A 22,781-nucleotide genomic window follows, 5' to 3' on the forward strand; every position below is an offset into this window, starting at 1 on the left:
AATGTCCCAGATGCTATACAAATTTCTTACCAGCCCCCTGCGGACGGCGGCCCTGGCGCCGGTTTTAGGCGCGATGGCCTGCTTCGCACTGCTTGCCCCGGCCGCGGCCCAGGCGCCCGCCACTGCGGCCGACAACGTGATCATCGAGATGAACAAGGCCTTCAAGCGCGGCGACAGGGCCCGGCTGGCGCAGCTGCTGCCGCAGGCCAGGGGCCACGCGCTGGAGCCCTGGGCCGCCTACTGGGATCTCAAGCTGCGCCTGGGCGAAGCCGGTGCGCAGGAGGTGCAGGACTTTTTGAGCCGCTATGCCGGCACCTACCAGGAAGACCGGCTGCGCAACGACTGGCTGCTGCTGCTGGGCCAGCGCCGCGACTGGGCTGGCTTTGCCGCCGAGTATCCCAACTACCGCATGAACGACGACAAGGAAGTGCGCTGCTATGCGCTGCTGGTCGAGCACCTGAAGAACCCGGCGCCCGACGCGCGCCTGGCCGAGGAGGTCAAAAAGAACTGGTATGCGCAGCGCGAGGCCGATGACGGCTGCAACGCGGCCGCCGAACGGCTGGTGGGCACCAAGAACCTCACGCCGCAGGACGCCTGGGTCAAGGCCCGGCTGGCCACTGAGGCGAACCGCCCGCGCTCGGCACTGGCCGCCGTGCAGATCGTCGCCCCTGACGCCGCGGGCATGGTCAACGACCTCAACGCCAGCCCCATCAAGTTCCTGGCCGGCAAACACATCGCGCTGAGCAAGGCGCGGCGCGAAATCATCACGCTGGCGCTGATCAAGATGGCGGTCAGCGACATCGAGGGCGCGGCCTTCCAGCTTGAAAACAAATGGGGCATGCAGCTCAATACCGAAGAGCGCAACTGGGTCTGGGGCGTGATAGGCCGGCAGACCGCCACGCGACTGGGCACGGCCCCGGCCGGCGACGCGCTGGAGTATTTCGCGAAGGTCACCAAGGACAGCGACCTCAGCGACGACATGCTGGGCTGGAAAGTGCGGGCCGCGCTGCGCGCCGGCGGCCAGCCCAACTGGCCGCTGGTGCTGGCGGCCGTCAACGCCATGAGCGAGGACGCGCGCAGGGACCCCACCTGGAGTTACTGGAAGGCGCGCGCGCTGCTGGCCACCGCGCCGCCCGACGCACCGCCCAAGCCTGCCGTTGTGGCCACCACGCCCGGCGTGGTCCAGACCATTCCCACCGGCATCACGATTTCGCCGCAGCGCGCCGAGGCCCTGGCCCTGCTGCAGTCCTTTGCGTCGGTGCGCGGTTTTTACGAGCAGCTGGCGCTGGAGGAACTCGGCCAGAAGATCACCGTGCCGGCCAAACCCGCGCCGCTGACGCCTGAGGAAAAAGAAGCCGCGCGGATCAACCCGGGCCTGAACCGCGCCGCCTACGCCATCGCCATAGGCCTGCGCCCCGAAGGCGCACGCGAGTGGAACTACAGCACCAACCTGCACCAGCGCGGCGGCATGGCCGACCGCGAGCTGCTGGCAGCCGCCCAGTTCGCCTGCGACCGCCAGATCTGGGACCGCTGCATCAACACCAGCGAGCGCACCAAGGGCGAGATCGATTTTGAACAGCGCTATCCCATGCCTTTTCGCGAAACGGTGACCAAGCGCGCCCAGTCCATCAACCTGGACCCGGCCTATGTCTACGGCCTGATCCGCCAGGAAAGCCGTTTCATCATGGACGCGCGCTCCGGCGTGGGCGCCTCGGGCCTGATGCAGGTCATGCCCGCCACGGCGCGCTGGACCGCCAAAAAGATAGGCCTGGAAGGCTTCACGCAGGACCAGCTCAACGACCGCGACACCAACATCGCAATCGGCACGGCCTACCTCAAGTTCGCGCTGGACGACTTCAGCGGCTCCATGCCCATGGCCGCGGCCGCTTACAACGCCGGCCCCGGCCGGCCGCGCACCTGGCGCAACGGCCCGGTGCTGGACGGCGCGATCTGGGCCGAGAGCATTCCCTTCAGCGAGACGCGCGACTATGTGAAAAAGGTGCTGTCCAACACCACCAACTACGCGGCCATGCTGACAGGCCGGCCGCAATCGCTGAAAGCCAGGCTGAGCACTGTGGGGCCGCGCGATGCGGCGCAGCCAGAGCCCTACAAGGACTTGCCTTAAACCAACGGCAAAGCGCCAGCTCAGGCCGGATAGACCGCGCCCAGTACCCGCAGGCCGCGCGCGCCCGTCACGCTGGGCAGGTTGCCCGGCCTGCCCAGCACCAGTTGCCGCGCCAGCCAGGCGAAAGCCGCAGCCTCCACCTGCAGCGGCGGCAAGCCGTGCTGCTCGGAGGTGCTGACCCGCACCGCCGGCAAACCGGCCTGCAGGCGCGCCAGCAGGTGGCTGTTGAAGGCGCCGCCGCCGCACACGATCAGCGATTCGCTGCCTTGCCCATAGCTATTCACGCCCAGGATGCAGGCCCTGGCGGTGAACTCGGTCAGGGTGTTCTGGATGTCCTGGGGCCGCTCACCGGCGAAAGGCTGGAGTTTGCCGGCCAGCCAGGCCTGGCTGAACAGGTCGCGGCCCGTGCTTTTGGGAATCGGCTGCGAGAAATAAGGCTCGTCGAGCAGGCTATCCAGCAGCGCAGGCAGCAGCGTGCCGCCGGCTGCCCAGGCGCCGCCGGCGTCGTAAGCCTGGCCGGTGTGCTGGCGGCACCAGGCATCCATCAGCGCGTTGCCGGGCCCGCAGTCAAAGCCCAGCACCGGCGAGGCGCCCGCTTTGGGCAGCACGCTGAGGTTGGAAATACCACCCAGGTTGAGCACGCAGACCGTGGCGTCCTCGCGGCCGAAGACACCCTGGTGAAAAGCCGGCACCAGCGGCGCGCCCTGCCCGCCCGCGGCCACGTCGCGGCTGCGGAAATCGGCCGCCACGCGGATGCCCGTGAGTTCGGCCAGCAAGGCTGGATTGTTCAGCTGCAGGGTGTAGCCCGCGCCCGCCGGCTCGCTCGAGATTCTTTGCGGCTGGTGCCGCACGGTCTGGCCGTGCGCGCCTATGGCCTTGATGTCCAGTGGTGAGATGTCTTGCGCCGCGGCCTGGGCCAGCAGCGCGGCCACGACCTTGGCGTACACCGCGGCAATCTGGTTGCCGGCCAGGGCGGCGCGGTGCAGTTCGTTGGGAGTGGGTGCGTTCAGCGCCAGCAGCTCGGCGTGGAAGGCCTCGCTGAAGGCTTCGGTCGCGGCGGCAAGGACATTCGGCTTATCGCCCTCAAACGCCACCAGAACACCGTCGGCACCGTCGAGCGAGGTGCCTGACATCAGGCCAATATAGAGATCAAGCATGCGGCTATTCTGCCGCAGGCCGGTTATTCAGCGCGCGTTTGGGTAATGCTGGCTGCAGCAAGGAGTTGCGTCCTCACGCCCACGGCAAGCTGCTTGAACAGCGGCATGGAAGCCGCGGCGACCGGGATGGCCTCGCTTTGTTTGGCGATCGTCATCGGGTCCTGTTGCACGCCGTTGACGCGGAATTCAAAATGCAGGTGCGGGCCGGTGGCCCAGCCAGTGCTGCCGACCAGGCCTATGGTCTGGCCCTGGCTCACGTTCTGGCCTTTTTGCACCATGAGCTTGCTCAGGTGGGCATAGACGGTTTCATGGCCGTTGCGGTGCCGGATGAAGACCACGTTGCCGTAGCCGTTCTGCACGCCGGAGAACTCGACCACGCCGTCACCGACAGTGCGCGCGGGCGTGCCGGTGGGTGACGCGAAGTCGGTGCCCAGATGGGCGCGCCACTTCTGCAGGATGGGGTGAAAGCGCATCGAAAAGCCGCTGCTGATGCGCGAGAACTCGACCGGCGAACTCAGGTAGGCACGGCGCAGGCTCTGGCCGTCGAGCGTGTAATAGCCGCCCCTGTGGGCGGCGCCGTTGGCGTCCAGGCCCGGGGGCTGGAACCACATGGCCTGGTAAGGCTTGCCGGCGTTGACGAATTCGGCCGAGAGCACGCGGCCGGTGCGCAGCGGCTCGCCGTCGGCTTCCAGGGATTCATACACCACGTTGAAGCGGTCGCCCTTGCGCAGCGCGCGGCGGAAATCGATGTCGCTGGAGAAAATTTCGGCGATCTGCACGGCCACGCCATCGGGGATGCGGGCATCGTCGGTGGCGGCGAACAGCGAGGTCTGGATGCTGCCGCTGGACAGGCGCGCGGTGGCAACGTACGGCGCGGTTTCTACGCGGGAGGTGAAACCCGTGGCGCCGCGCTCGACAACCAGGCGCTTGAAGGTCGTTTCGTCGTCGGTGGGCCAGCGCATGCTGAGCTTGAGCAGCTGCTGGCTGTCGCTGGCTTCGGCCGTCACGTTCTTGCCGGCGCGGCCCGACAGCAGCAGGCGCGCATTGGCGTCGCTGCGCAGGAAGGCGGCGGCCGCGCTGTCGTCGATGTTCAGGCGCTTGAGCAGGGAGTCGGCGGTGTCGCTGCTGCGCGTGCTTTCGGTGCGGAACAGCTTGAAGCGGAAATCGGTCAGGGAATCGGTCTGGGCCTGTGTGGGCAGGGACTCCACCGCTTCGAGCACCTGGCGCACCGGAAGGTCGGCGGCATCGGGCGCCATGGGCGCCACACCGAAGGCCGTGACGCCGGTGCCCAGCAGCAGGACTGCGAGGCTGGCGGCAACACGTTTGGGGTGGCGGCGAAGGCTGTGGGCGACGGGAAGCAGTATCTGGGAAGGGATTGGCAGTTTCAAGACAAAATTCCCAACAAAAGTGCATCGGGCGCTGCGAAGCGCCGGACTGCTGTATAAAACATGGAGAGCTTTGATGGCCAGCCCTGGTTGAGGGGTGGGGCCTGAGCCATCCAGACGATGTGGTTCCTGATCAGCAATTTGCAGGCCAACTAAAATGGCGCGCTGAATGCAGGAGAGCCGCCAGTATATCTGTCGGACAATCCCCCGACATGTGAAAAACCCTTATGAATCAAGCGCTTGTTACAAAATACCCCATCACCGACCGTGTAAAGATGGGCCTCGCGACCACCCTGAGAGGCTGCGAAGAACTGATCCCGGAAAACGATTGGATACAAAAACTGGCCAAATCCGAGGCCACCGGGGTCCCGCTGCGCATCAAGCTGGGCCTGGATCCGACCGCGCCTGACATTCATGTCGGCCACACCGTGGTGCTGAACAAAATGCGTCAGCTCCAGGATTTGGGCCATACAGTCATTTTTCTTATAGGCGATTTCACCAGCCTGATCGGCGACCCTTCGGGCCGCAACAGCACGCGCCCGCCGCTCACGCCCGAACAGATCAAGGTCAATGCCGAGACCTACCGCGCGCAGGCCGACAAGATTCTGGATCCTTCCAAAACCGAGCTGCGCTACAACAGCGAATGGAGCGAGCCGCTGGGCGCCACCGGCATGATCCAGCTGGCCTCGCGCTACACCGTGGCCCGCATGATGGAGCGCAACGACTTCCACGACCGCTTCAAGGCCGGCACGCCGATCAGCGTGCATGAGTTTCTGTACCCGCTGATGCAGGGCTACGACTCGGTGGCGCTCAAGAGCGACCTCGAGCTCGGCGGCACCGACCAGAAGTTCAACCTCCTGATGGGCCGCCACCTGCAGCAGGAATACGGCCAGGAGCCGCAGTGCATCCTGACCATGCCGCTGCTCGAGGGCCTGGACGGCATTGAAAAAATGTCCAAGAGCAAGAACAACTACATCGGCATCAGCGAGGACGCCAACACCATGTTCGCCAAGGTGCTGTCGATCTCCGACGTGCTGATGTGGAAGTGGTACACCTTGCTGTCCTTCAAGAGCGAAGCCGACATCGCGGCACTGAAGGCCGAAGTGGAAGGCGGGCGCAACCCCAAGGACGCCAAGGTGGCGCTGGCCAAGGAAATCACCGCGCGCTTTCATTCGGCCGCCGCGGCCGATGCTGCCGAGCAGGACTTCATCAACCGCAGCAAGGGTGGCGTGCCCGACGAGATTCCCGTGGTGTCGCTGACGGGTGCGCCCATGGGCATAGGCGCGCTGCTGAAAGCCGCGGGCCTGGCGCCTTCGGGCAGCGAAGCTACGCGCTTGATCGACGGCGGCGGTGTGCGGGTGGATTCCAGCGTGGTCAGCGACAAGGCGCTCAAGCTGGCGGCCGGCACCTATGTGCTGCAGGTCGGCAAGCGCAAGTTCGTGCGCGTGACGCTGGGCTGATTGAGCACGGCGGGCGGGCGCGCTGAAGGAGAGCGGAAATCGCCTGCCCGCTAATTGGGCCGCCCAGGTTTTTCCTTGATCTCGTCGCTTTCGGCAATCGGGGGGATGACCGTCTCCTTGAGCGCCGCGCATTCCGGAATCGGCTGCAAGCCAGCTTGACCCAGTTCAACGAAGCCCTTCTCTATAGATGCCGCCGGGGCGGTTATTGAAACGCAGGTATTGACGCCAAACACCTCTTTCGCCGCCAGGTACAGGGTGCGCCCAGACTCTGTATGGATCACATATTGGCTGTGAGCGGCTGTTCCCGTCAGGTCGGCTAACAGCAAGCCCAAAAGCCCGCCCATGGCTTGGGTGTAGTCCCGGCTGATCACAAAACGGGACTGTTTTGCCACATCGTTACGTTCAGCTATCCGTCCTGTCACGGTTGCTGCGGACTCCTGAGCCGTAGCGTCAGCAGAGTAGAGCCATGCTGCGAACAACATGCCCATAGCGACGGTGCCAACGGCCGATTTTTTACGGATCTGCGTCGAGTCCATCAACGAACCTCGATGGTGACGCGCCGGTTGCGCGGCTCGTCGACCTCGTCGGCCGTCGGCACGGCAAGGTCGCGCTCGCCCCGGCCCGCGGCCTCGATGCGCTCCGCCGGAAACTGGCGTTCGGCCAGCATCTGGCGCACCTGCTGCGCGCGCTGGGCCGAGAGGGCGTCGTTGCTGGCGCCCGAGCCCACGGTGTCGGTATGGCCGGTGATCACCATGTCGCCGCCGCTGCGGGCCAGAGCCGCGGCCAGCACCTTTTCCAGCACCAGCTGCGATTCGGCCGTGAGCACCGTGCCGCCGGCATCGAAATACAGCGTGTAGCGCTCGGGCCGGGGCGGCGCCATGTCGAACAGCGAGCGGTGCTCGGCCTGCACCTTGGCCGGGTCGGCCTGGTCCAGCCGCGGCGCACCGGCAGCGCCCGACGCCGCGGTGGCGCGCTGGTAGGGCTGGGACACGGTGGTCTCGGCGCCGGCGCCCGCTTTGGCGCGCACCACCACGGCGGTCGGCGCGCCGCCTTCCTGCGGCAGCAGCACAACGCGGGTACCGGGAGTCGAACAAGCCGCCAGCAGCAAGGCAAGCGCGGCGGGGATAAAAAGGCAAAGGCGGCCGCTCATGGCTGCTCGTCCGCCTGCACGATGAAGTCCGTTCCGCGCACGCCGACAAAGGCGAATTGCGTTTCGATGCGCACCGCTTCCGGGTGCGACTTGCCGAGCAGGCCGGTGATCATGCGCAGCGAGCCCTTGAGCAGCGAGGCCAGCAAGTTGCCTTCGTGGGTAGTGGCGTCAAAGCTGAAGGCCTTGAGTTCCATTTGCGAAGACGGCCCGAGCACCAGCGTGCTGCCGTCGCGCAGCACCAGGCTGGCGGCGGAGTCGGGGCCTGTTGTGATGCGTCCGCCGGGCAGCAGCGCGTCGCCGGCCTGCGCGGCTCGCGTCGCCTCGCCTGGCGCCTGCAGCAGCTGGACGCCGCCTTTGAGGGTCTTGAGGAAGCCGGCTTGCCGGGGGGCGGCTTCCACAGGAGCGGCAGGGGCGGCCGCAATACCTGGGGGTTCGGGGACGAGGGGTGGGGTGCTTGCCGGCGAGGCCTGCGCATGCGCGCCGGCCGCAGCCAGCGCCAGCGCGGTGGCTGCGATCAGATGCGGATAGGACATTGTTGTTTTTACTCCGGCGGCCATTGTCGCATTGGCAACCGGAGCTTGCAGCGCCCGGGCGCCGCCGCCTGCCACGCGAGCTCAGGGTTCAGGGTGCGGGCGAGGCCAGCGGCTTGCCTTTTTCGACAACGTAAACGCCGACCAGCTTGATGGGCGCATTGGTGGTGTTGTGGGCGTCGTGCACCACGCCGGCCGGAATGACGAAGGACTCGCCCGCCTTGACCTGTCGCGGCGGCTGGCCGTCGATCAGCAGGGTGGCCTCGCCTTCGAGCACATAGCTGATCTCATCGCCGGGATGCGTGTGGCGGCCAGCCTTGGCGCCGGGTGCCACATCGACGCGGGCCACCACGGCCTCACGGCCAGGCACGGACACGTCGGCCTTGCCGACAAGCGTGCGCGTCAGGCCCGAGGCCTGCGCGAACAGGGCGCCGGCCGACACGGCCAGCACGGTGCCCAGCACCAGGGCGACGCTGCGTTTCTGGATTTTCATGGTGTTTCCTCAGGAGTGGTTCGTTGTGCTTGATCACGCGCAGAGATTGCGGCGCGCACCCATGCTAGCGGCCGCGCCGGGTGCCGGCCTTGGGAACAACCCTTGGCGCCGTCGCCGTCGTACACAATAGCGCCATGAGCTCGACCACCCTCCAGGCCCTGACGCCGCAGCGCATGCTGCTGGTCTCGGTGGCCGTCGCGGTACTCACCATCGCGCTGAAGACCACGGCCTGGTACATCACCGGCTCGGTGGGGCTGCTGTCGGATGCGATGGAGTCTTTCGTCAACCTGGCCAGCGCGCTGTTCGGCCTGGCGATGGTCACCATCGCGCAGCGGCCCGCCGACGACGACCACCCCTACGGCCACCACAAGGCCGAGTATTTTTCCTCCGGCTTTGAAGGCGCGCTGATCATAGGCGCGGCTGTGGCCATCATCTGGGCGGCGGCCCATCGCATCCTGAACCCGCAGCCGCTCGAAAAAATGGGCTGGGGCCTGGTGCTGGCGGTGGGCAGCTCGGCCCTCAACGGCCTGCTGGCCTGGGTGATGTTCCGCGTGGCCAGGACGCATCGCTCGATCGCACTGGAGGCCGACGCCAGGCACCTGGTGACCGACGTCTGGACCTCGACGGGCGTGGTGGTCGGCATAGGCGCCGTGATCGCGACGGGCTGGCTCTGGCTGGATGCCGTGGTGGCCATCGGCGTGGCCATCAACATCCTGTGGGAAGGCTGCCAGCTGGTGTGGCGCTCTTCGCAAGGCCTGATGGACGAAGCCGTGGAGCCCGAGGTGATGGCCGAGATCCAGAAAGTGCTGCAAGAATTCGGCCATCCCACCATACGATTTGACCACCTCAGCACGCGCCGCGCCGGCCAGCGGCGCTTTGTCGATCTGCACATGCACATGCCGGCCAACTGGTCGCTGGGACGGGCTGCGGCGGTGCGCGCCAGCGTCGAGCAGGCCCTGATGAGCGCCGTGCCCGGCCTGCGCGCCACCATCCAGCTGCTGCCCAGCGACGTGGAAGCGCATTTTGACGACAAGGCCGATCTCATCTAAGGCCGGCATCTCCCTTGGTAATTTCCCAGCCTTTTTTCGCCCAGGAGCCTTTATGAAACGCATCTTGCTTCCCGCCCAAGCCCTTGCCTGCGCGCTGCTGGCCTTCACAGCGCATGCGGCGGACATCGCGGTCCTCAGTGCCGGCGCCATCGAGCCGGGCCTGAAGGCGGCGGCCGCCGCGTTTGAAAAACAGACCGGCCATGGCGTGAAGATCACCTTCAACACCGCGCCCGAACTGAAAAAGCGCATGGAGTCCAACCCGGCTTTCGACGTGGTGATCGCGCCGCCCGCCGTGATCGGCGAGTTCGCCGCAGCCAGCAAGCTGGCCGAGACCCGCGCCAACGTCGGCCGTGTCGGCATGGGCGTGGCCGTACGCGAAGGCGCGGCCGTGCCCGACATCAGCAGCGCTGAGGCGCTCAAGCGCTCGGTGCTGGCCGCCGACTCGCTGGTGTTCAACCGTGCCTCCACCGGCCTGTACCTCGAAGGCCTGCTCAAGAAGATGGACGTCTATGCGCAGGTCGAGGGCAAAACCACGCGCTATCCCGACGGCGCCGCCGTGATGGAACATGTCATCAAGGGCAAGGGCCAGGAAATCGGGTTTGGCGCGATCACCGAAATCCTGCTCTACCAGGGCAAGGGTCTGAAGTTCGTCGGCCCGGTGCCGGCCGAAGTGCAGAACTACACCGCTTACACCGCCGCGCCGCTGGCTTCGGGCAAGCAGCAGGAACTGGCTCAGCAGTTCGTGAGTTTTCTCGCCGGGCCGGTGGGCAAGCCGCTGTTCGTCGCGGCCGGCGTGGGCGACTGATGAAGGCGCTACTGCAGCGCGTGGCCGAGGCCCGCGTGGTGATCGAGGGCGAGACCGCCGGGCAGATCGGGCCCGGGCTGCTGGTGCTGGTGTGCGCCGAGCGCGGCGATAGTGAGGCGCAGGCCGACAAGCTGCTGGCCAAAATACTGAAGCTGCGGATTTTTTCAGACGAAGCCGGCAAGATGAACCTGTCGGTGCAAGACGTCAAAGGCGGCCTGCTCGTCGTGAGCCAGTTCACACTGGCTGCCGATGCCTCGGGTGGCAACCGGCCCAGCTTCACCGGCGCGGCGGCGCCCGAAGAGGGCCGCCGGCTCTACGACTACTTTGTGGCACAGGCGCTGGCGCTGCATCCTGAGGTGCAAACCGGGCGGTTTGCCGCCGACATGAAGGTGCACCTGGTCAACGACGGACCGGTGACGATTCCGCTGCGGATCGACCCTGCAGCCTGACAAGGAGAGGCTGAGGTATAAACCGGCAAGTGAATCGGCGGCGGGCAATGTCTCGCCGCCGGCTCGGCACCGCACACTCTTTAGGCTGCCCATGATCCGTTTTGTCGTCGCCACGCGCTCCAGTTTTGACAATTTCTTCACCGAAACCGCGCTGGGCCGCTCACTGGCCCTTTATTACCCGCTGGGCGGCATACAGGTGCGCGTGTTTGAAAGCAATACCGCGGGCCTGCCCACCGTCTACAACCAGGCCATCGAGGAAGCACGCACGCAGCCGGCCTTGCTGGTTTTTTGCCATGACGACTTGCACCTCTGCGATTTTTTCTGGGCCGACCGTTTGCGCGAAGGCATCCAGAAATACAACATCGTCGGCCTGGCCGGCAATTTGCGCCGCGTGCCGCGCCAGCCGGGCTGGGCCTTTATTGACGAAAAACTCACCTGGGATGCCCGCGAGAACCTGAGCGGCGTGGTAGGCCACGGCGACGGGTTCCCCTCTTCCAACCTCAGCGTCTTTGGCCCGTCGGGCCAGCCGGTCAAGCTGCTGGATGGTTTGTGGCTGGCCTGCGAGAGCCAGCTGCTGATCGACAAAGACCTGCGCTTTGACGAGCGTTTCAAGTTCCATTTTTACGACCTTGATTTTTGCCGTGAAGCCGAGAAGCTGGGGCTGAGCATGGGCACCTGGCCGATTTCCGTGGTGCACCAGAGCAGCGGCGTCTTCGGCACCCCGTCCTGGCGCGCCGGCTACGCGGCCTACATGGACAAGTGGAAGTCCTGAGAATCTGAGAGCCGCACGGGGCCCCTGCCATTCAGCGGTAGGGGTTCTTGAAACCCAGGCCCGCCAGGATGCGGATTTCCTCCGCCTCCATCGCTTCGGCGTCCTGCTCGCCGGTTTCATGGTCCCAGCCCTGGGCATGCAAGGTGCCGTGCACCAGCATGTGGGCATAGTGGGCCTGCAGGGTCTTCTTGTTGTCTTTGGCTTCCTGGGCCACCACGGGCGCGCACAGCACCAGGTCGGCAGTGACCACGGGCTCCTGCGTGTAATCGAAAGTCAGCACATTGGTGGCGTAGTCGCGCCGGCGGTAGTCGCGGTTCAGCGTCCGGCCTTCCTCGGCATCGACGATGCGCACGGTGATCTCGCCGTCGTGCGCGAGCGCGTGGCGTATCCAGCGGGCCACGCTGTGGCGCGGCAGGGCCGCGCGGTGGCGCGCCGCGTTCTTCAGTTCGCCAAACTGCAGCGACAGGCTGAGTTGCTTAAGAGCCATTGCGGCTCCTTGCGCTGGCGCGGCGGGCCGGTGCGGCGGCGGGTTCGGCGGCCTCCTCAACCGGTGCGACCAGGCTGGGGGATTTGTCGTACGCGTCAACGATGCGCGCCACCAGCGGGTGGCGCACCACGTCGGCGCTGGTCAGGCGGGTGATGGCGATGCCCTTGACACGCTTGAGCACGCGCTCGGCGTCCACCAGGCCGCTGAGCTGCGTGCGCGGCAAGTCCACCTGGCTCACGTCGCCCGTCACCACCGCCTTGCTGCCGAAGCCTATCCGCGTGAGGAACATCTTCATCTGCTCGGGCGTGGTGTTTTGCGCCTCGTCGAGGATGACAAAGGCATGGTTCAGCGTGCGGCCGCGCATAAAGGCCAGCGGCGCGATCTCGATCTGCTGGCGCTCAAACGCCTTTTGCACGCGCTCAAAACCCATCAGCTCATGCAGCGCGTCGTACAGCGGGCGCAGGTAGGGGTCCACCTTCTGGCTCAGGTCGCCCGGCAAAAAACCCAGGCGCTCGCCGGCTTCAACCGCGGGGCGCGTCAGCACGATGCGCTGCACGGTGCTGCGCTCCAGCGCATCGACCGCGCAGGCCACGGCCAGGTAAGTCTTGCCGGTGCCGGCAGGCCCTATGCCGAAGGTGATGTCGTGCGTGGCGATGTTTTCCAGGTAGGTGCCCTGGTTGTTGGTGCGGGCACGCAGGTCTGCACGCCGGGTCGACAGCGCGATGCCGCCGTCGGGCGCGGTGCTCAGGGCCGTGTCGCCGGCCAGCATCAGCTGCACGGTTTCGGGCTCTATGGGTCGCTGGGCTATTTCGTACAGGGCCTGCAGCACTTCCAGCGCCAGGGTTGCCTTGACCTTGGTGCCGTCGATTTTGAACTGCTCAAAGCGGTGCGCGATCGTGACGTCCAGCGCCGCCTCTATGGTGCGGATATGGCTGTCCATGGGCCCGCACAAATGACCCATGCGGGTGTTGTTGGGCGGCGTGAAGGTGTGGCGAAGGATCAAGGCAGTGGGTTTCCCGGAAAAACTCAAAACACCGGCGCCGGGCGCCGGTCGAAACGCAATTGTCCGCCCAAACAGGCGCTCGCGCCCGACTGATAAGATTTGCCCATGATTGGAAGACTCTCAGGCCAGCTGGCCGAAAAAAATCCCCCGGAAATCCTGGTGGACTGCAACGGCGTCGGCTACGAGGTGCTGGTGCCCATGAGCACCTTCTACAACCTGCCCGGTCTGGGCGAAAAAGTCAGCCTGCTGACGCACTTTGTGGTGCGTGAAGACGCGCAAATTCTCTACGGCTTCGGCAGCGCCACCGAGCGCGCGGCCTTCCGCCAGCTGATCAAGATTTCCGGCGTCGGCCCGCGCACCGCGCTCAGCGTGCTGAGCGGCATGAGCGTGGAAGAACTCTCGCAGGCCGTTACCCAGCAGGAGCCCGGCCGCATCATCAAGGTGCCCGGCATCGGCAAAAAGACGGCCGAGCGCCTGCTGCTCGAGTTGAAGGGCAAGCTGGGCGCCGACATCGGCGTGCAGGTCAGCGTGGCCAACGACGCCCAGTCCGACATCCTGCAGGCCCTGGTGGCGCTGGGCTACAGCGACCGCGACGCGGCGCTGGCGCTGAAAGCCCTGCCCAAGGACATAGGCGTGAGCGACGGCATCAAGCTGGCGCTGAAGGCGCTGGCGAAATAGCTCTGGTAGGCCAGCATGACCATTCAGACAGACGACTTTTCTTCCGGCGACTTCCCGCCCGCCAAGCGCGTGATGTCGGCCGCGCCGGCCTCGCCCGGTGAGGAGGCCATTGAGCGCGCGCTGCGCCCCAAGCTCTTTGACGAGTACGTGGGCCAGACCAAGGTGCGCGACCAGCTTGAAATCTTCATAGGCGCGGCCAAGAAGCGCCAGGAGGCCCTGGACCATGTGCTGCTGTTCGGCCCGCCCGGCCTGGGCAAGACCACGCTGTCCCACATCATTGCGCATGAGCTGGGCGTGAACCTGCGGCAGACCTCTGGCCCGGTGCTTGAAAAACCCAAGGACCTCGCGGCGCTGCTGACCAACCTCGAGAAAAACGACGTCCTGTTCATCGACGAAATCCACCGCCTGAGCCCTGTGGTGGAAGAAATCCTCTATCCCGCGCTGGAGGACTACCAGATCGACATCATGATCGGCGAGGGCCCGGCGGCGCGCAGCATCAAGCTGGACCTGCAGCCCTTCACCCTGGTGGGCGCCACCACGCGCGCCGGCATGCTGACCAACCCGTTGCGCGACCGCTTCGGCATCGTCGCGCGGCTGGAGTTTTACACGCCCGACGAGCTGGCCCGCATCGTGCGGCGCAGCGCGAAACTGCTGAACGCGCCTATTGACGAGGACGGCGGTTTTGAGATCGCCCGCCGCTCGCGCGGCACGCCGCGCATCGCCAACCGCCTGCTGCGCCGCGTGCGCGACTATGCCGACGTCAAGGGCAGCGGCCACATCTCGCTGGACATCGCCAACAAGGCGCTGGCCATGCTGGACGTGGACCCGCAAGGCTTTGACGTGATGGACCGAAAGCTGCTTGAGGCTGTGATCCACCGCTTCGACGGCGGGCCGGTGGGCCTGGACAACATCGCCGCCAGCATAGGCGAGGAGCGCGACACGATTGAAGACGTGATCGAGCCTTATTTGATCCAGCAGGGCTACTTGCAGCGCACGCCGCGCGGACGCATCGCCACGCTGGCCGCCTACCGCCACCTGGGCGTGGCGCCGCCGGCCAGCGGCAACGACATGTTCAATTGAAAAGAAGCGGTATGCACAGGGGTTTGCGCCGCTTTGCAGCTTGCGGCCTGCTGGCCGGTACGGGCTTTCTGCTGGGCGGCTGCATGGCCACCGGCAACCCACCCATACCTCGCACGCCCAACCCGGCCGTACCGCTGGCGGCCACCTCCAGCCTGCCGGAATTCCCCGAACTGTTCAAGCAGATGAGCAAGCTCTACGCCGATCACCCGCAGGCGCCGAAGATGCAGGACGGCGACGGCATGGGGCAGAAGATTTCCATCGCACGCGTGCGCAAGCCGGGCGCGCTGGACGCGCTGCCGACTTACCGCGCGCAGGGCCTGCATGGCCGTGTCGTGGTGATTGCGCTGCTGGATGCCGAGGGCAAGCTGCTCGATGCGCGCGTGCTGTCATCCACGCATGCTGAGCTTAATGAGGCGGTGCTGCAGTCGGCGCGCGAGGCCGAGTACCGCGGCGGGCGCATCAACGGCGCGGCTGCGCCCATGTATGCCGTTTACGGCGTGAACTTCTAACGCCCAGCGGGCGGCTCAGGTCAACGCGCCGCGCGCGTCGACCCTGAAGATGCGCTGCACGGTGCCGCTGCGCAGACCGCCGGTCACGCCAATCATCACGTCGTGCAGGTTGACGGTGGGGTCGCAGTGCCCCGGGATCAGCCACAGCATGCGGCCCAGGCCGGGCAGGCGCTTGCTTTCGCCGGCGGGCCGCAGGATGCCGTGCTCGTCGCCGCCGTTGAAAAACTCGAGCTCGCTTTCGGTGTCGAAGGCATGCACCAGCGGCAGGCCGGAATCGATCGCGTGGCTCTTGTGGCCGGCGTCGCACACCGCGTGGCCGCCGTGGGTGCTGATGACCTGGGTCTTGACGAACAGCGCGTGCTCGAACTGCGGCTGGGCCGGGTCGCGCTCGTTTTTTGCGTAGTCGGCGTCCATGAACATGAAGGAGCCGGCTTGCAATTCGCCGTAGACGCCGCTGGCCGCTTCCAGCATCAGGCTGCCGGTACCGGCGCCGGTCACCAGGTCCACCGTGATGCCCTGCGCCTCGACCAGCTTGCGCGTGAGCATCACGGCCTCGACGGCCTTGGCGATGGCGTCGCGCCTTTCGTGGGCGCTGCGCATGTGCTGGGCCTTGCCGTGGTAGGCCTGCAGGCCGGCAAAGCGCAGGGCCGGGTGCTTGCGGATTTCCAGCACCAGTGTGACGGCAGAGGCGCCGGGCTCGACGCCGCAGCGGCCCTGGCCGACGTCGATTTCGACAAACACGTCGATCACGGTGGCCACGCCAGTCGCGTTGCGCGCTTCGGTCATGGCCTGTGCCAGGCGGATCACGCCTTCGGTGCTGTCGACCGCGATGGCCAGGTGGCCGCCCTGCGCCGCGAGCTTTTGCGCGAGCACGGCCACGCGCGCCAGCTTGGCAGGGGCAATCACTTCGTTGCTGATGTAGATATCGGTGACGCCGCCGGCCGCCATGATTTCGGCCTCGGAGGTCTTCTGCACGCAGACGCCGACCGCGCCGGCGCGTACCTGCATCTTGGCCAGCGAGGCGCTTTTATGCAGCTTGGCGTGCGGGCGCCAGCGGACGTTGTGCTTTTTCGCGAATTCAGCCATGCGCGCGAGGTTGCGTTTCATCGCGTCCATGTCGATGACCAGTGCGGGAGTGTCGATATCGTTGACCGGCTTGCCTATCAGTTCGGCCAGGCGGGTGGGCATGGTACTCATGAGGTGCGTCTTATCTCTTCTGGTATTTGCGATTGCGCGCTCAGCGGTTCTGGCGAGCCGCCGGAAATTGCGCTGTCGTCCAGTGTGCCATCGTCCAGGTGCTGGGTGTCGGCCCAGCCGACGAGCGTAAAGCCTTCGGGTGTCCAAAGGAGGCGGTTGATGGCCGCATTGCCGAGTTCCCAGGTGCGCGGCGCCTGGATGTCCAGCCGCGTCGCGGCGCGGTACAGCACGTCCATCACTCCGCCGTGGCCGACCAGCGCGATCAGCTCGCCCGGATGCGCGGCCGCCAGGCGCTGCGCTGTGGCGACCACGCGACTGCGCAGGGCGATCAGCGATTCGCCGCCGGCGGGCGCGAATTCGGGGTCACGCTTGCGCCAGCGCATGGACTGGTCGGGCAACAAAGCCTCGATCTCTGCAAAGGTCTTGCCTTCGAAATCGCCGAAGCCGCGCTCGCGCAGGCCTTCCTCGCGCGTCACGCCAATGCCCTGGACGCGGGCCAGGTACTGCGCGGTCTCCCATGCGCGGGTCAGGTCGCTCGCGTAGATGGCGCTGATGGGCTCGTCGGCCAGCGCCCGCGCCATGCGCTCGGCCTGCCTGCGGCCGGTTTCGTTGAGCGGGATGTCCAGGTGGCCCTGGATGCGGGTATCGACGTTCCACGTCGTTTCGCCATGCCGTATGGCAATAATGCGCGTCGGTTCAAACATGGAGCCCCCACGTTCGCCCACTTCGTGTGGCTCTCTGCCCCCTCAGGGGGCGTTGCGCCTGCGGCCCGGCAAAGCCGGTTCCGCGGCCCCTGCTGGCACGGAACTGCTTTGCGCAGTGAAAGTGTGAGGGTCGCGTCATCGGGGAATTTCGACGTTGATGCGGCGTGTGCCTGGCGGTGGTTGCGGGAAGCCGCGCAGGGCCGAGTCCAGCATGGCGGGCAGCACGGCCAGCGTGTCGCCCCAGACGCCGTCGTGCAGGGCGCGTGTTTCAAAGCTGACCTGGTTGGTGCGCAAATCGCGCATCACGATGCTCAGCTCGCGCTTGAAATAAGGCGGCTCGGCAATCCCGCCGCCAATCGGAAACGACAGGCCGACCGAGGCACCGCGGCTGCCGCCGCCCACAAACACGCCGCTTCCGAAGCCAAAGCCGCCGTAGGGGCTGTAGCCATAAGGCCCGCGGTCGACGATCTGGGTGTTGGCCGTGATTTGCACGCTGTAGCGCGCGGCGGGCGGGTTGAGTTCCATCCCCACTTTGGCCAGCGCGGTGCGCGCCAGGCCTTCCACATGGTCCTGTGAGCTGCCCGCGGCCTGCTGCGAGGGCAGGCGTTCAAAGCGGTAAGGCGTGGCCGGCGCGGGGGGCGGGCCGTTCCAGTTGTAGAAGGCGGTGACGTCGCTGTCGACCACGCGCACGGTGGAGCAGCCCGCCATCAGCAAGGCCATGGCGGCGATGGAAAGAATCACTGCGAATGCGCGTTTCATAAGCTCCCCGGAGTCAGCTGTTGAAGGAATACTCCCTCAGCGCGAAGTGATGCCCACGACGGACAGCCCCGGCAGTGCCGGCTCGCGGAACTCCTCGGGGTCAAAGGCCTTGTCGCCATCGGCATCGGCCAGGCCGGTGGCCTTGATGGCCTTGAAGTCGTGGCGTTTGTTGTCCATCAGGTGGGAGGGCACGATGTTCTGCAGCGAGGCGAACATGTTCTCGAGCCGACCGGGGAATTTTTTCTCCCATTCGCGCAGCATGTTGCCGACCTGCTTGCGCTGCAGGTTTTCCTGGCTGCCGCACAGCGTGCACGGGATGATCGGAAATTCGCGCACCTGGGCCCAGCGTGTGAGGTCTTTTTCGGTGACGTAGGCCATGGGGCGTATCACCACATTCTTGCCGTCGTCGCTGACCAGCTTGGGCGGCATGCCCTTGAGCTTGGCCGCGAAGAACATATTGAGGAAAAAAGTCTGCAGCATGTCGTCGCGATGGTGGCCCAGCGCGACCTTGGTGCAGCCGAGCTCGCCGGCCACGCGGTACAGGATGCCGCGGCGCAGGCGCGAGCACAGCGAGCACAGCGTCTTGCCCTCGGGGATCACGCGCTTGACGATGCTGTAGGTGTCCTGGTTTTCGATGTGGAAGGGCACGCCCAGCTTGCTCAAATAATCGGGCAGCACATGTTCGGGAAAGCCGGGCTGTTTCTGGTCGAGGTTGACGGCCACCAGTTCGAAGTTGATGGGCGCGCGCTTTTGCAGCTTGAGCAGGATGTCGAGCATGGCATAGCTGTCCTTGCCGCCCGAGACGCAGACCATGACCTTGTCGCCCTCTTCAATCATGTTGAAGTCGACAATCGCGCGGCCGACCTCGCGGCACAGGCGCTTTTCGAGCTTGTGGTCCTCGCGCTCTATCTTCATGCTGTTCTGCACGCGCGCCGAGCTTTCCTGCTGCTCGTATTCCGCCACGGCTTCTTCCCAGACTGCGCTCATATCGTTTGCTTCCATAGCTTCACCACTGTCCCGTTTCGATGCGAATGGCCACTTCGCAGTCGTCAAAAATTTCCAGCTTGGCGATCTTCACGCGCACGCCCAGCACGCCGGGCAGTTGCATCAGCCGATGCGCCAGCTTGCCGATCAGGCTTTCCAGCAGGTTCATGTGTTCGGCCGTGCACTCGCTGATGATGATCTGGCGCACCTTGCGGTAGTCCAGCACATGGTGGATGTCGTCGTCGTGCGGCAGCAGCGGCTGCGTGCCCAGGTTCAGCTCGGCATCGACCTGGATGGGCTGCGGCGCGGTTTTTTCATGGTCCAGAATGCCCAGGTTTGCGTCAAAACGCAAGCCGCTGAGGTTCAGGGTCTGGGTTCCGCGAGTGTTGTACATGGCGCCAGTCTGTGGTGTGTGGGTGGGGCAAGCGGCGGCTGCGGCTTACATCAGCGAAAAATCGCGCTCGAACTTCATCAGGTGCTGGCCGCCGTCCACCAGCAGCGTGGTGCCGGTGATGGAGCGGTTTTCCAGCGCGAATTTGACCGTGGCGGCGACGTCGGCGGGTGTGGAGGAACGGCCCAGCGGCGACAGCTTGTGCCTGGCCTGGAACTGCTCGTCACTCAGCAGATGGCTGGTCAGCGTAAGGCCCGGTGCCACGCCGACCACGCGTACCAGCGGCGCCAGTGCCAGCGCCAGCATGGTGCCGGCCGCTTCGAGTGCGGCTTTGGAGAGGGTGTAGCTGAAAAAATCCGGGTTCTGGTTCCACAGCTTCTGGTCCAGCAGATTGACCACGGCGCCCTGTTCACTTTCCGCGCCCTCACCACGAGCGGCAATGTGGGCGTGCAGTGCCTGCGCCAGCAGCACGGCGGCGCCGGTGTTGCTGTGCAAGTGCTTGTCCAGGGCCGCGAAGCCAAAGCTGGCGGCGCTGTCCTCTTCAAAGGTGGAGGCGTTGTTGACCACCGCGTCGACACGGCCCATGCGCGCAACCACGGCCGGCAGCAGGCCGCGTACCGCGGCTTCGTCGCCCAGCTCGGCCTGGAAAGCCGCCGAGACGCCCGACAGCCTGGCGCAGTCGGCAACGGTTGCCATGGCCTCGGCTTCGGAAGCGCGGTAATGCACCGCCACCTGCCAGCCGCCGGCGGCCAGCGCCAGCGCGATCTCGCGCCCCAGCCGCCGCGAGGCGCCGGTCACGAGGACCACGGGTGGGGAGGACGGAGCTGGGTTCATGGGCGGGCGTCGGGACTCAAAAAGGGGCAAAAAAGGTGGCTGGGGAGCGGGGCGAAGAGGCTGTGGGGATCGCCGACAATGGCGGGTGGTGACCCCATGACCCCGACGACCGATACCCTTATTTTAACGACCGGCCTCGCTGCCCACATTGCCAAGGCCATTGAGGCTGCCGGCGGCTGGCTGGGTTTTGACGAATTCATGGCCCTGGCCCTCTACACCCCGGGCCTGGGCTATTACGCCAACGATTCGCGCAAATTCGGCCTGATGCCGGGCAGCGGCAGCGATTTTGTCACCGCGCCCGAGCTCTCGCCGCGTTTCGGCCAGGCCCTGGCGCGCCAGGCGGCCCAGGCGCTTGAAGCCACCGGCACGGCCGAGGTCTGGGAGTTCGGCGCGGGCTCGGGCGCGCTGGCGCAGCAGGTGCTTGAGGCGCTGGGACCGAAACTGGAGCGCTACACCATCGTGGATCTTTCGGGCAGCCTGCAGGCGCGCCAGCGCGAACGGCTGGCCGCCTATGGCGACAAGGTGCAATGGGCGGCGGAACTGCCGCCCAGGATGCGCGGCGTGGTATTGGGCAACGAGGTGCTGGACGCCATGCCGGTCAAGCTGCTGGCGCGCCTGCAGGGCAGCTGGCATGAACGCGGCGTGGTAGTGCACAAGGGCGGCTTTGCGTATGCCGACCAGCGCACCGCGCTGCGGCCGCCCGTCGAGGTGGAGGGCACGCATGACTACCTCACCGAAATCCATCCGCAGGCCGAGGGTTTTGTCGCCACCCTGGCCGACCGGCTGGAGGCCGGCGCGGTGTTTCTGCTCGACTACGGCTTTCCGGAACACGAGTACTACCACCCGCAGCGCAGCATGGGCACGGTGATGTGCCATCGCGGCCACCTGGCGGACGCCGATGCTCTGGCTGATGTGGGTGGCAAGGACATCACCGCGCACGTCAACTTCACCGGCATCGCCCTGGCCGGCCAGGAGGCCGGGCTGGAAGTGCTGGGCTACACCAGCCAGGGGCGGTTTTTGCTCAACTGCGGCCTGGTCGACGGCATGGAAGGCGCGCCGCTGGAGCAGCGCGTCATGGTGCAAAAACTGATCGCCGAGCACGAGATGGGCGAGCTGTTCAAGGTAATCGCCTTTGGCGCCAAAGCTCGACCTGTGTGGGAGCCTATGGGCTTTGCCGCCGGCGACCGCATGCATACTTTGTAGCACCCCCGTCCAGGCTCACTGCGTGTAGCCTGTTCCCCCCTCGAGGGAGCGGCGCCTGGGGCCGGCGAAGCCGGACCCTCGGCCCCCACTGGTGAAATACCTTCACTGCGTACGCCCTGAATCTTCAACCCAGTAGGGGCCGCGGAACCGGCTTTGCCGGGCCGCAGGCGCAGCGGCCCCCTCGGGGGGCAGGGAGTTACACGCAGTGAACGACCGTGGGGGCTAAACTAGTTCGATGATCCGCTGGTTTATCGTCATCTTCCTGGCCCTGATGCTGATCAGCTGGTTCAGCCCGCTGCTGCAGAAGCTGGGTTTCGGCAAGCTGCCTGGCGATTTGCGCTTTCGCCTGTTCGGGCGTGAGTGGTTCATCCCGCTGACCACCACCATCCTGCTGAGTTTTATCGCCAGCCTGGTTGCCAAAATTCTTTAAGGAAAACATCTCATCATGAAAGCCTGCGTCGACCTGGGGGGCACCAAGATCGCGGTCAGCCTGATAGAAGCCGGGCAGGAGCTGAGCCTGGCCCAGGCCTCCCGGGTCCTGCAGTCCCGCCGCGTGGAGCCCACCGAAAAATCCGGCCCGACGGACGCCGTGGCACGCCAGGTACTGCGCATGCTGGGCCAGGCCTGCGAGGCCGCCGGCATCACCGAGCAGGACATCACGGCCGTCGGCATCTCGTCCTGCGGCCCTTTCGTGGCGGTGGACGGCATGCTGGAGATTTCCAACCCCAACATCTGCGGCGGCATGGCCGGCCCGGCGCGCGGCCTGCCGAACGACTGGGTCAGCGTGCCGCTGGAGGCGCCGCTGCGCGCCCGCTTTGGCGAAAAACTCCAACTGGAGAACGACGGCGTGGGCGCGCTGCAAGCTGAGCGCCGCTGGGGCGCGCTGCAGGGTTACAACCACTGCGCCTACGTGACCTGGAGCACCGGCATAGGCTTCGGCCTCTGCGTAGACGGCCGAATCCTGCGGGGCAAGCATGGCAACGCCGGCCACGCGGGCCACACTTTCGTCAGCGACCATAGCGACGCGCTGTGCGGCTGCGGCAACAAGGGCGACCTCGAAGGCGTGGTGGCCGGCAACGCGATTGCCAGGCGCTTCGCCGGCGCCGGCTATCCCGGTGCCTCCGCGCTTTTTAGCGCCGCACAATCCGGCGACGCGGCCGCGCAGGCCATCGTCGACGAACTGTGCCGCGTGCTGGGACGCGGCCTCTACAACATGGTCGCCACCCTGGACCTGGAACGCATCAGCCTGGGCGGCGGCGTATTCTGGAACCACAGGGAGTATTTGCTGCCCAGACTGAGTGCGCAGATCCATGGCAAGCTGCCCGCTTTGACGGATGAGTTTGAGCTGGTGGAAGCTGGTTTGGGGGAGAGGGTGGGGGATTTTGGGGCGTTGGCGTTAGTGAGTTGAGTTGCCGGGTCTTGCGCCGGCGGGCGCGCGCTCTTTCCTTCTACTCCACCCTTCTCTTTCTTCTAAGTTCCGGAGCCGGGGGTTGCCCGGCAGCAACTCACTTTTCTTTTGCTTCGCCAAAAGAAAAGTAAGCAAAAGAAAAGGCGACCCTGGTGTCTGCGTCCCCATA

General features: G+C 66.0%; 26 protein-coding genes. 12 read left to right on the top strand and 14 right to left on the bottom strand.

Features of this window, described 5'->3' with window-relative positions; translation table 11 throughout:
* Positions 1 to 10: 10 nt before the first annotated feature.
* Positions 11 to 2,125: a transglycosylase SLT domain-containing protein gene (locus tag ACEN8I_RS13340; RefSeq protein ID WP_413328980.1), complete on the top strand. Its 2,115-nt coding sequence runs from the start codon at positions 11 to 13 to the stop codon at positions 2,123 to 2,125.
* A gap of 20 nt (positions 2,126 to 2,145) precedes the next feature.
* Here ACEN8I_RS13340 and ACEN8I_RS13345 read toward each other — a convergent pair whose 3' ends face one another.
* Positions 2,146 to 3,282: an anhydro-N-acetylmuramic acid kinase gene (locus tag ACEN8I_RS13345; RefSeq protein WP_413328950.1), complete on the bottom strand. Its 1,137-nt coding sequence runs from the start codon at positions 3,280 to 3,282 to the stop codon at positions 2,146 to 2,148.
* 23 nt (positions 3,283 to 3,305) lie between these two features.
* Positions 3,306 to 4,670 carry a peptidoglycan DD-metalloendopeptidase family protein gene (locus ACEN8I_RS13350; RefSeq protein ID WP_413328951.1) on the bottom strand — a complete coding sequence of 455 codons (1,365 nt, stop codon included), beginning with the start codon at positions 4,668 to 4,670 and terminating at the stop codon, positions 3,306 to 3,308.
* A 224-nt stretch (positions 4,671 to 4,894) separates the two neighbouring features.
* Between ACEN8I_RS13350 and tyrS the strand changes: the two genes are divergently transcribed.
* Positions 4,895 to 6,127, top strand: a complete 1,233-nt coding sequence (gene tyrS, locus ACEN8I_RS13355; protein ID WP_413328952.1) for a tyrosine--tRNA ligase — start codon at positions 4,895 to 4,897, stop codon at positions 6,125 to 6,127.
* A gap of 50 nt (positions 6,128 to 6,177) precedes the next feature.
* Here the strand turns inward: tyrS and ACEN8I_RS13360 are convergent, their stop codons facing one another.
* The 4 genes from ACEN8I_RS13360 to ACEN8I_RS13375 form a co-directional block, all read right to left on the bottom strand.
* Positions 6,178 to 6,663: a hypothetical protein gene (locus tag ACEN8I_RS13360; protein WP_413328953.1), complete on the bottom strand. Its 486-nt coding sequence runs from the start codon at positions 6,661 to 6,663 to the stop codon at positions 6,178 to 6,180.
* The gene (locus tag ACEN8I_RS13365; RefSeq protein ID WP_413328954.1) at positions 6,663 to 7,277 is read right to left on the bottom strand and encodes an OmpA family protein; all 615 of its coding nucleotides are present in this window, start codon (positions 7,275 to 7,277) and stop codon (positions 6,663 to 6,665) included. The genes ACEN8I_RS13360 and ACEN8I_RS13365 overlap by 1 nt, the downstream gene beginning before the upstream one ends.
* Complete coding sequence (locus ACEN8I_RS13370; protein WP_413328955.1) at positions 7,274 to 7,810, bottom strand: FecR domain-containing protein; 537 nt, start codon at positions 7,808 to 7,810, stop codon at positions 7,274 to 7,276. Before ACEN8I_RS13370 ends, ACEN8I_RS13365 begins: the two co-directional genes overlap by 4 nt.
* 88 nt (positions 7,811 to 7,898) lie before the next feature.
* Positions 7,899 to 8,300 (bottom strand): cupin domain-containing protein, encoded by a 402-nt coding sequence (locus tag ACEN8I_RS13375; RefSeq protein ID WP_413328956.1) that lies wholly within the window; start codon positions 8,298 to 8,300, stop codon positions 7,899 to 7,901.
* 134 nt (positions 8,301 to 8,434) lie between these two features.
* Here ACEN8I_RS13375 and ACEN8I_RS13380 point away from each other — a divergent pair, with 134 nt between their 5' ends.
* The 4 genes from ACEN8I_RS13380 to ACEN8I_RS13395 all read left to right on the top strand — a co-directional run bounded on the left by ACEN8I_RS13380 (position 8,435) and on the right by ACEN8I_RS13395 (position 11,375).
* Positions 8,435 to 9,349, top strand: coding sequence for a cation diffusion facilitator family transporter (locus ACEN8I_RS13380; RefSeq protein WP_413328957.1), 915 nt, complete (start codon positions 8,435 to 8,437; stop codon positions 9,347 to 9,349).
* A gap of 52 nt (positions 9,350 to 9,401) precedes the next feature.
* Entirely contained in the window at positions 9,402 to 10,154 is a 753-nt protein-coding gene (locus tag ACEN8I_RS13385; protein ID WP_413328959.1) for a substrate-binding domain-containing protein, read from the top strand.
* Positions 10,154 to 10,603 carry a D-aminoacyl-tRNA deacylase gene (gene dtd / locus ACEN8I_RS13390; RefSeq protein WP_413328961.1) on the top strand — a complete coding sequence of 150 codons (450 nt, stop codon included), beginning with the start codon at positions 10,154 to 10,156 and terminating at the stop codon, positions 10,601 to 10,603. Before ACEN8I_RS13385 ends, dtd begins: the two co-directional genes overlap by 1 nt.
* A 91-nt stretch (positions 10,604 to 10,694) precedes the next feature.
* Positions 10,695 to 11,375 (top strand): glycosyltransferase, encoded by a 681-nt coding sequence (locus ACEN8I_RS13395; protein WP_413328963.1) that lies wholly within the window; start codon positions 10,695 to 10,697, stop codon positions 11,373 to 11,375.
* A 31-nt stretch (positions 11,376 to 11,406) separates the two neighbouring features.
* On the opposite strand, the gene ybeY is transcribed toward ACEN8I_RS13395, so the two are convergent.
* Positions 11,407 to 11,862 carry an rRNA maturation RNase YbeY gene (ybeY, locus tag ACEN8I_RS13400; protein ID WP_413328964.1) on the bottom strand — a complete coding sequence of 152 codons (456 nt, stop codon included), beginning with the start codon at positions 11,860 to 11,862 and terminating at the stop codon, positions 11,407 to 11,409.
* The gene (locus ACEN8I_RS13405) at positions 11,852 to 12,865 is read right to left on the bottom strand and encodes a PhoH family protein (RefSeq protein WP_413328965.1); all 1,014 of its coding nucleotides are present in this window, start codon (positions 12,863 to 12,865) and stop codon (positions 11,852 to 11,854) included. Before ACEN8I_RS13405 ends, ybeY begins: the two co-directional genes overlap by 11 nt.
* A 105-nt stretch (positions 12,866 to 12,970) precedes the next feature.
* Between ACEN8I_RS13405 and ruvA the strand changes: the two genes are divergently transcribed.
* The 3 genes from ruvA to ACEN8I_RS13420 are packed head-to-tail and all read left to right on the top strand — an operon-like array spanning position 12,971 to position 15,132.
* The gene (gene ruvA, locus ACEN8I_RS13410) at positions 12,971 to 13,543 is read left to right on the top strand and encodes a Holliday junction branch migration protein RuvA (protein ID WP_413328966.1); all 573 of its coding nucleotides are present in this window, start codon (positions 12,971 to 12,973) and stop codon (positions 13,541 to 13,543) included.
* 15 nt (positions 13,544 to 13,558) lie between these two features.
* The gene (ruvB, locus tag ACEN8I_RS13415; protein WP_413328968.1) at positions 13,559 to 14,623 is read left to right on the top strand and encodes a Holliday junction branch migration DNA helicase RuvB; all 1,065 of its coding nucleotides are present in this window, start codon (positions 13,559 to 13,561) and stop codon (positions 14,621 to 14,623) included.
* Positions 14,624 to 14,634: 11 nt separating this feature from the next.
* Positions 14,635 to 15,132 carry a TonB family protein gene (locus ACEN8I_RS13420; RefSeq protein WP_413328969.1) on the top strand — a complete coding sequence of 166 codons (498 nt, stop codon included), beginning with the start codon at positions 14,635 to 14,637 and terminating at the stop codon, positions 15,130 to 15,132.
* Positions 15,133 to 15,147: 15 nt separating this feature from the next.
* On the opposite strand, the gene ACEN8I_RS13425 is transcribed toward ACEN8I_RS13420, so the two are convergent.
* From ACEN8I_RS13425 to ACEN8I_RS13450, 6 genes are all read right to left on the bottom strand, one after another.
* Positions 15,148 to 16,329 carry a DSD1 family PLP-dependent enzyme gene (locus tag ACEN8I_RS13425; RefSeq protein WP_413328971.1) on the bottom strand — a complete coding sequence of 394 codons (1,182 nt, stop codon included), beginning with the start codon at positions 16,327 to 16,329 and terminating at the stop codon, positions 15,148 to 15,150.
* The gene (locus ACEN8I_RS13430) at positions 16,326 to 17,033 is read right to left on the bottom strand and encodes a histidine phosphatase family protein (RefSeq protein ID WP_413328972.1); all 708 of its coding nucleotides are present in this window, start codon (positions 17,031 to 17,033) and stop codon (positions 16,326 to 16,328) included. Before ACEN8I_RS13430 ends, ACEN8I_RS13425 begins: the two co-directional genes overlap by 4 nt.
* 135 nt (positions 17,034 to 17,168) lie before the next feature.
* The gene (locus ACEN8I_RS13435) at positions 17,169 to 17,792 is read right to left on the bottom strand and encodes a DUF4136 domain-containing protein (RefSeq protein WP_413328973.1); all 624 of its coding nucleotides are present in this window, start codon (positions 17,790 to 17,792) and stop codon (positions 17,169 to 17,171) included.
* 36 nt (positions 17,793 to 17,828) lie between these two features.
* Positions 17,829 to 18,779, bottom strand: a complete 951-nt coding sequence (gene ttcA / locus ACEN8I_RS13440; protein WP_413328974.1) for a tRNA 2-thiocytidine(32) synthetase TtcA — start codon at positions 18,777 to 18,779, stop codon at positions 17,829 to 17,831.
* Between the two features lie 19 nt (positions 18,780 to 18,798).
* The gene (locus tag ACEN8I_RS13445) at positions 18,799 to 19,170 is read right to left on the bottom strand and encodes a dihydroneopterin aldolase (RefSeq protein WP_007867594.1); all 372 of its coding nucleotides are present in this window, start codon (positions 19,168 to 19,170) and stop codon (positions 18,799 to 18,801) included.
* 45 nt (positions 19,171 to 19,215) lie between these two features.
* Positions 19,216 to 20,001, bottom strand: coding sequence for an SDR family oxidoreductase (locus tag ACEN8I_RS13450; RefSeq protein ID WP_413328975.1), 786 nt, complete (start codon positions 19,999 to 20,001; stop codon positions 19,216 to 19,218).
* A 96-nt stretch (positions 20,002 to 20,097) separates the two neighbouring features.
* On the opposite strand from ACEN8I_RS13450, the gene ACEN8I_RS13455 reads away from it, so the two are divergent.
* The 3 genes from ACEN8I_RS13455 (at position 20,098) to ACEN8I_RS13465 (ending at position 22,612) form a co-directional block, all read left to right on the top strand.
* Positions 20,098 to 21,204, top strand: coding sequence for a class I SAM-dependent methyltransferase (locus tag ACEN8I_RS13455; RefSeq protein WP_413328976.1), 1,107 nt, complete (start codon positions 20,098 to 20,100; stop codon positions 21,202 to 21,204).
* A gap of 235 nt (positions 21,205 to 21,439) precedes the next feature.
* Positions 21,440 to 21,634: a DUF2905 domain-containing protein gene (locus tag ACEN8I_RS13460; protein WP_007867585.1), complete on the top strand. Its 195-nt coding sequence runs from the start codon at positions 21,440 to 21,442 to the stop codon at positions 21,632 to 21,634.
* A 15-nt stretch (positions 21,635 to 21,649) separates the two neighbouring features.
* Complete coding sequence (locus tag ACEN8I_RS13465) at positions 21,650 to 22,612, top strand: ROK family protein (protein WP_413328978.1); 963 nt, start codon at positions 21,650 to 21,652, stop codon at positions 22,610 to 22,612.
* Positions 22,613 to 22,781: the final 169 nt, after the last annotated feature.

Origin of the sequence: Polaromonas sp. CT11-55 (assembly GCF_047303325.1) — a bacterium.
Taxonomy (GTDB): Bacteria; Pseudomonadota; Gammaproteobacteria; order Burkholderiales; family Burkholderiaceae_C; genus Polaromonas.